This window comes from Catenulispora sp. GP43 (assembly GCF_041260665.1).
Lineage (GTDB): Bacteria > Actinomycetota > Actinomycetes > Streptomycetales > Catenulisporaceae > Catenulispora.
Map to the genome: position 1 here is coordinate 1 of NZ_JBGCCT010000059.1, position 7,636 is coordinate 7,636.

The following is a 7,636-nucleotide window of genomic DNA, read 5'->3' on the forward strand; positions in this document are numbered from 1 at the left end:
ACCCTAACCGACCACCCCGAACCACAGACGAAAACCACAGACCAACACCATGATCAAACTAAGCTACGTGGCATTGCCTCCGGCGGCGCCTGCGCAATGCCGTTGGTTGTGTCATGCATGGTGTGGTTCCAGGATGAGGGTTCGGGGTGGGGCGTGGGTGGTGATGGGTTGTGTCCCGCGTTGGCACAAGATCTTCGGGTTGATTCTTGTGGATGGGGTGTAGCAGCGGGTCGGCCAGGACCTCGATCGGGCGGTGGAAGCCCAGGGCCTCGTGCGGCCGGATCTGGTTGAACACGACCCGGTAGGCCTCGGCCTCGCGGTAGAGGTCTTCGACGGTGGCTATCTGCTCGTGGACGCGGTAGAGGTGCTCGTACTTCAGCGAGCCGAAGCCGCGTTCGCGGACGCCGTTCTGGCCGGGACTCTTGGCCCGGGTACGGATGTGCAGCAGCTCCGGGCGGGAGGCGATGAACCTGGCGAAGGCGACGCCCTTGAACGCCCCGCCGTTGTCGGTGACCCGCTTGACCCGATGCGGCTGGCCGGTGTCCGGGTCGGTCGGCAGCAGCTGGGCCAGAGAGGCCCCGCCCAGGCGTTCGGCCTCGGCATAGCGATGCGGACGGCCTCGATCGCGTCAGTGCCGGTGCAGGTTGGCGCGATATGCCAGCCGTGCTCGTACTTCGTGAAGTAGTAGTCGGTAACGCCGGCCAGCCGCCAGATCCCGCCGGTGGTGGTCTCGTATTCGGAGAAGCCCAGCTGCCATACCTCGTTGGGCCTGGTGGGCGGGGTCGCGAACGCTGCCTTGCGGGCCTTGGCCAGCTCGCGACGCTCGCCCTGGTAGTCGGCCGGTTGCAGCAGGCCGCGGCGGCGCAGCGCCCGCTCGACGGTGGAAGCCGAGGCGGCGTGCCCGTCGACCGCCATCAGGGCGTGGATCTTCCTGTGGCCCCAGGCTGGCCAGTCCGCGGCGTACTTGGCGGCGACCGGCTCCACGGCCTCGACTACCGGCGCCGGCCACGGACCCTTGGTCATTGGCTCGCCGCGCCGGTGCGCCGCCAGGTGATCCACCCCGGGTCTGATGGAGGCCCCGATACGTGGAATGTTCTTCCGGGTTGAAGGATCCACGGAACGATGGCTGCACCACGGAAGTACCCGGACGAGCTGCGTGAGCGCGCGGTGCGTCTGGTCCAGGAGTCTGGCCGCCCGATCGCGCATGTAGCCGAGGATCTGGGCGTGCACCGGGAGGCGTTGCGCGGCTGGGTCCGCCAGGCCGAGGCCGATCGCGGCGAGCGGTCCGACCTGCTCAGTACCGCCGAGCATGAGGAGCTCAAGCGGCTGCGGGCCGAGGTCGGGGAGCTGCGGCGGGCGAACGAGATCCTGAAGGCCGCCAGCGCGCTTTTCGCGCGGGAACTCGACCGTCCCCGGACGAAGTCGTGACCATGATCGAGGTTCATGGGCAGCGCTTCGGGGTCGAGCCCCTATGCCGGGTGCTGGAGGTCTCGCCCAGCACGTACTACGCCCGCAAGACCCGCAGGCCGTCGGCGCGAAGCCTGCGCGACGCCGAGTTGCTGGTCCACATCCGCCGGGTCCACGAGCAGAACTACGGCGTCTACGGGGCCCGCAAGGTCTGGAAGCAGCTGCAACGCGAGGGCGTCGACGTCTCCCGCAGACGGTGGAGCGGCTGATGCGCACCGCAGGCTTGACCGGCCTGGTCCGCGGTGCCAAGCGGCGCACCACCATCGTTGAGCCGGCGGCGCCGCGTCCGCCGGACCTGGTCGATCGACGCTTCGTCGCCGCTGGCCCGAACCGGCTTTGGGTCTCGGATATCACCTACGTCCGCACGTGGGAGGGCTGGGCCTACGTCGCGTTCGTCACCGATGTGTTCAGCAGGAGGATCGTTGGCTGGCAGCTCGCGGCGAACCTGCGCACCGACCTACCGCTGGACGCCCTGGAGATGGCCATTTACCAGCGGCAGCCCGAGCGCAACGAACTGATACACCACTCCGATCGTGGCTGTCAGTACCTTGCGATCCGTTACACCGAACGCCTGGCCGAGATCGGCGCCTCAGCCTCCGTCGGCTCGGTCGCGGACTCCTACGACAACGCCCTGGCCGAGGCTGTTAACGCCACCTTCAAGGAGGAGCTGATCCACCGCAAGAGCTGGAGAACCCGCACCGAGGTCGAACTCGCCACCTCCGCCAGGGTCGGCTGGTACAACCACCACCGCATCCACGGCTCACTCGGGGACGTCCCACCCGCAGAATACGAAACCAACCACTACGCTTCGATCAAGACAGCACAGCCTGCCTGACACAGACAACCGGGTCTCTAGCAAACCCGGGGTGGATCACCCGCCCAACGAGCCGCCCACCAGCTACTTGCCGGCCCAGCCGCATAGCCCGCCAGCCCGAGACGCCGATGCCTGATTGCGGCTGCTCGCACAGTCAGACATCGGCGACATGGGCCGCCCTGACGCACGCCTCCGACTGGCACCAGGGCGGTCGCACCCCCGGCGGTACGACACGCCTGCCGCGGAGGCGTCCGCGGCCGGCCTGGCAACCCCACCCGCCGGGCTGGCTGCCCTGGTAGAGCCGTTCACAACAGGCAGCTATATCAGGGCCCATACTTGGTTGACGGGCAACTTCGCTACACCTACGTTGGTGACTTCGCGAGAGCGTTCAATCACGCCTCGCGGTCACAAGTGCCGAAGGCGGGGGTATCAGTGGGACGTCCGACGGATTGGTGGATCTTGTCCCTGGACAAGGATCCACTCCCCCAAGACCCCGAAAACCTACAGCTCTGGTCGACGCTCTACCACGAATTCGCCGACCAAATCGATCTGGTCCGTGGTGGCACCGTCGGGCTGATGAGTGATCCAGCCATCACCGGCTGGCTCGGACAATCCGGGCAGGCATTCTTCGACGCCTTGACTCCGTACCCGTCGATGCTCAGCGTCTCGACTACGGCGTACCGGGAGATCGGCGACGCCTGGGAGATCTTCGGTGGCCGTGTCAGGAACCTGCAACCGCAATTCGACAGCCTGTGTACCCAGTGCCTCGGCAAACTTCAGGCGATCATGAGCGACGGTGGCCTCCCCGATGCCGACGCCAAGCAGCTGATCATGAACCCTGATCAGCTCACCGGAACCCTCATGGCGGTCGCCTCCCACAGCTCGCTTGGGCACGACCAGTTCCTGAAGACCGCGGCCGACAAGGTCCGCACCCATGTCATCGACGCATCCAACATCAGAAGCGGCCAGCTGGAATCCCTAATGTCCCAAACAGCCGCCGCCCGTAAGGCGTGTTTGGACGCGATCCATGACGCTGCGGCCATGGCGTCACGGGTCACGAAGCAGGCCGGCGGCAAAGGCATCAACGCCGCAGACTTCGGCGCACGTTACGCTGCGTTCGGCGGCGCCGCAGCCGATCTGACCCTGCTCCTCCCCGGATCCACAGGCACAGATCTCGAAGACGGGATGGTCCTCTCCTCCGCCCCCGGCCCCGATGGGGTGCCGGACTGGTGGGTCGCGCTGACCGATGAGGAACGCCAGCACTATTGGCAAAGCGACCCAGAGGTTCCCGCCCTGCTGGGCAGCGTGTTGTACTACACCGACGGAACGGCGCCTCCTGCCGTATCCAGTCCGACACTCGCGCGAGTACTCAAGGACGCGTACATACGCCCAGGTGAAGTCTCCCAAATCGACGGCGATGGCCAACTGTCGACGGCGCTCGACTATGAGCTGGACACAGGTGTGCAGGTCGGCGGGAGATGGCATATCAACAAGGCAGCGAACGTCCTGAGCAGCCTGGTGAAAGTCCTCGACGATCCCAACTCGAACCTCACCGCGCAAGACCAGATCGTGGCGGCCTCCATGGCAACCCGCCTGTGGCGGAGCATCCTTGGCCAAGACAAGACAGGCAACGTCGCCCAGATACTCAAGGACAACCCTGCCCGCGCGACCGACCTGGAGAACGCCCTGAAATCCGCCATGAGATCCCCGTCCGGCCGTTCGATCACAGGTGACCCGGGCGACTACGATTGGACCACGGCAAACGGCCTGCCCAGGCTGCCAACAGCCCCGCCCCCCAATCCGGCGAACGATGGCATCGACGGCGGAGAGATCGAGCCCGGCGGCGAGCTCCCCGAGATCCCCGAAATCGATCCCCTAGCGTGAGCAGCCCCGGAGCACACATGATCACCGACGCCAACGTGGGCGAGTTCCTCACCCAGCGCCACCCTGACTTTGCGCCGCTCTACCAGTCACACCTCGACGTCTGGGGCACAGATCCGTCAGCCCGCTACATCCTGCTCCGGACCTTCGCGGAAGAGTTCATGACCCCGCAGCTCAGGACAGGATCGCCCGAGGAGCGGACACGGCTGTTCGACACGGTCGAGCAGCTCCTCACAGATGGCGACTCACTCATTGACGACGCCGCCGACCACCAGATCATCGACGAACTCGTGTACGTCGGCTACACCCTAAAAGACGATCCAGTCGATCTCACCGGCGCTGGCGCCGAGACCACAGCACGGATCGCCCGTACCCGCGACTGGCGGCCCGGCCAGGCATAGCAAGCATGAGTCGCTGCCAACGGACCCAAAGGAAAGGAAGGCACATGCGCCCACTACCGGATGCCGACCTGAGCCTCGACCTGGACGGCCTCGACCGCTTCGCCAGCTCACTAGAGAACATCACAGCCCAGTGGAACGGCACCGACAATCAGATCGGGGATGTCGACTGGCCTGCTGGTGACACCGCCCTCCTCGACGCACTCGACGCCTTCACCCGCTCCTGGGCGAACGCCACAACCATCCTGGACACCTACTCCGCCCAGCTGTCGAAAATGGCCCACACCTGCGCCGACCAGTTCAAACAGACCGACAGCAACCTCGCTGGGCAGACACCGCACGGCAGAAAGCCGATCGACTACTAGTCACAGAAGCCACCGGAAGCTGAACATGTCCCGGTTACTGCTCCCCCGGCGAGATCATGCATGTCTACCCGATCGGCGTACCTGAATCGCGGGCCGATGTTCTCCGCCCTCGGGGGCGAAGACGTACAGCCGCTGTACATGTCCTGCCACAAGGCGAAGACCGGGATGACTTCGGCGTGATGGCCATGCCGTTCTGACAACACTCCACCCCGACACGGGCCCTGAGAGGTCCGCGCCGGGGTACGGGATGGTCAGCCCGTGGCTTCCCCATCGGTCAGTTCGGCAGGCTCGGCAGCGAGGTCGGCGTCCTGAACGCGGCCCTGTGCGGCAGTCACGTTCTGCGTCACATTTTGCAGAACGCTGATGGTGCTCTGGGTTCGGCGCTGCGAAGCGACGGGCTGGGTCTCATCGCCGGCAGGCGTGGTCTCGGACATGGTCGTCTCCTTGCTGGTCCGGCACCCTGCCGACCGCATCCACTGTCCCATGACTGCGCGTCAGTGAACCTGTACCTAAATGAGATCGGGGTGTCGCGCACGCCGCGCAATCCCCGCCGTGCTCGGTCCCCGGATGCCCCGAGCTGACCGCTGCGGTGGGCACTGCTCCGGGTGCCAAGCCGAGGCGGACGCACAGCAAGGCACACCGGCGGAAGCGCGTGCGGCTTGAGGTGGCCACGCATCTAGCCCGGCAGGGGAGCCGCGCCGTCCTCCAGCTGATCCACCACAGGTAGCGATGCCGAACGGTGTGACTCCCAGCGATAGTTGGCGGCTATGAGGAGCGTGACGTGGGGCCGGGCGTGGATTCCCAGCGATTGTTGGCGGCTTCTCCCAGGGTTACTTGGCGCGGTTGAAATTGATCTGCCACCTCGGGACGGGTTCGCCGCGGCATGGGCGGAACATGACCTCGTCGGTCTGTCGCGCAGGATCCGGAAGTGGGTGTCCTCGATGACGAAGGTCTTGTGGTCTCGGCGACAGGGCCTTGTGGTTCGCGTCCACGTCGCGGGTTCGCCGCTGGGCGCCTGATGCCGCGACCGGCGGTACCCTCTGGGATCGCCGGTCGCGGGTTCACACCTCGTCTACTTGACACCGATGTGGAACTGGTAGATGTCGCCGATGTTCGCGCAGAATCCGGGACCGACCGTCTGTTGCTTGCCGCCATAGAAGACGACGGTGACCTTGTAGTTGCTGCTGTCGTCGCAAACCTGGCCATTGCCGTCGACTTCAATCACGTTGCTCCCCGAACCGGTGTAATTGAATCACTGCTTCGGACCGCCGGTCAGTCGGGCATCGTGATAGTTATTGCAATCTGTGGTGTAAACGTCCGCGTGTGCCGCCGTGGCGCCCGCGAGCCCCACCCCGGCCAGGGCCAGGGTGCTGATGGCGACGGCACTGACCGTCCTCTTCATCCGCATGGTGTGCATCCCTTCGATCGGGTCGCCGCGCGATCTGCGCGCGGCGGTTCTTGAGCGACGCTGCGGGTGCCATGCCGACCCCCGTTGCCCAGGTGCAACATCCGCATGATCACAATGCGATCTCCGAGAGTCATCCTTTTGTCGGGATACCCGAAGACCGCCCGCCCGTCCTCGTCGATACTCAGGCGGTAGCATCCTCGGGGTCCAGATGATTCGACCAGGTTCGACAAGATCACCTCAGGCGGGCGGGATCGCATGCTCCGGATCCATCTGGGCACCGACGGGTTGGCGCGAACACGGTTCGCGATATCGCCGCTTCGCGTGGCCGGCGAACTGTTGTACACCTTCGCGTATCGCCCATACCTGCTGAGCAGGCAATGGCGCTCCCGCGCCAGCCAAGTCCTGGAATACCCGGGCCTGGAACTGCTGGCCGCACTATCCGGCCCGAACACCCACTTCCACTACTACGCCGCGGACTTCATCAACCCCGAACCGGCGACGTTCCACAACGACCTCGAGCAGGAGCTACACCAAGTGGCTACCACGGCCACCGAACGGGTCGGGTACGAGATGCAGATCGCGCTCACCGGCCGACCCACGGAACCCGCCACTCCAACCCGCAGCACACAAGCCGTTCTGCTAAAGGCCGCCCAACGCGGCGAACACGACCTCGCCCAACAGGCCGCCGCTCAACTGGAACAGTTCTGGAAGCTCGCCCTCGCACCGCACTGGCCACAAATCCAGCAGGAGCTGGAAGACGACGTCGCGGCCCGCGCCACCATCACCGCCCGCAACGGCTTCGACCAGATGATCAACGGACTCGGCCCGGGACTGGCCTGGCGGGACGGCGGCCTGGACATCGGCCCCGTCAGCGTCGCGGACGAACTCACCTCCGAAGCCCTGATCCTGACCCCGTCGCCCTTCATCTCCGGGTACATCTACTCCATCGACACCGGCGACGCCCCAGAGGTCCGAATCCCCACCCTCTCCTATCGCGCGGTCCGATCACCCTCAGGTCCGCGCCCACCGCTCGATGAACTCATCGGTACCACCCGCGCCCACCTGCTCGCCGCGCTCACCACACCCCATACCACCAGCGAACTGGCCGAACGCCTCCACCTCAGCCGCTCCACTGTTTCCTACCACCTGCAAATCCTGCACCGGGCCGGCCTGCTCCACCGCACCCATCACAACCGCGCCGTCCAATATCAGAGGGCGGGATGTACCGTGATGCCCGGTTCATCGCTGGCGTTGGGTGAGGCGGGCTGGTCAGGGGGTTAGTTGTTGGGGCTTGGGCGCGGCA

Annotated in this window: 7 protein-coding genes and 1 pseudogene; 5 read left to right on the forward strand and 3 right to left on the reverse strand. The window is 65.7% G+C overall.

All coding sequences use genetic code 11. The annotated features are described in order from the left end of the window. Positions 1-58: 58 nt before the first annotated feature. Complete coding sequence (locus ABH926_RS51385) at positions 59-586, reverse strand: integrase core domain-containing protein (protein ID WP_370374748.1); 528 nt, start codon at positions 584-586, stop codon at positions 59-61. 536 nt (positions 587-1,122) lie between these two features. Here ABH926_RS51385 and ABH926_RS51390 point away from each other — a divergent pair. The 4 genes and pseudogenes from ABH926_RS51390 (at position 1,123) to ABH926_RS51405 (ending at position 4,925) form a co-directional block, all read left to right on the forward strand. Then, positions 1,123-2,302: pseudogene (locus ABH926_RS51390) on the forward strand (IS3 family transposase). Between the two features lie 438 nt (positions 2,303-2,740). Further along, positions 2,741-4,165: a hypothetical protein gene (locus ABH926_RS51395; RefSeq protein WP_370374742.1), complete on the forward strand. Its 1,425-nt coding sequence runs from the start codon at positions 2,741-2,743 to the stop codon at positions 4,163-4,165. Positions 4,166-4,182: 17 nt separating this feature from the next. Next, the gene (locus tag ABH926_RS51400; protein ID WP_370374743.1) at positions 4,183-4,563 is read left to right on the forward strand and encodes a hypothetical protein; all 381 of its coding nucleotides are present in this window, start codon (positions 4,183-4,185) and stop codon (positions 4,561-4,563) included. A 44-nt stretch (positions 4,564-4,607) separates the two neighbouring features. Next, positions 4,608-4,925, forward strand: coding sequence for a hypothetical protein (locus ABH926_RS51405; protein ID WP_370374744.1), 318 nt, complete (start codon positions 4,608-4,610; stop codon positions 4,923-4,925). A 251-nt stretch (positions 4,926-5,176) separates the two neighbouring features. On the opposite strand, the gene ABH926_RS51410 is transcribed toward ABH926_RS51405, so the two are convergent. Further along, positions 5,177-5,359 (reverse strand): flagellin, encoded by a 183-nt coding sequence (locus ABH926_RS51410; protein WP_370374745.1) that lies wholly within the window; start codon positions 5,357-5,359, stop codon positions 5,177-5,179. Positions 5,360-5,997: 638 nt separating this feature from the next. Further along, a complete protein-coding gene (locus tag ABH926_RS51415; protein ID WP_370374746.1) occupies positions 5,998-6,150 on the reverse strand; it encodes a hypothetical protein in 153 nt (50 codons plus the stop codon). A 438-nt stretch (positions 6,151-6,588) separates the two neighbouring features. On the opposite strand from ABH926_RS51415, the gene ABH926_RS51420 reads away from it, so the two are divergent. Continuing rightward, positions 6,589-7,614: an ArsR/SmtB family transcription factor gene (locus ABH926_RS51420; protein WP_370374747.1), complete on the forward strand. Its 1,026-nt coding sequence runs from the start codon at positions 6,589-6,591 to the stop codon at positions 7,612-7,614. Positions 7,615-7,636 lie beyond the last annotated feature (22 nt).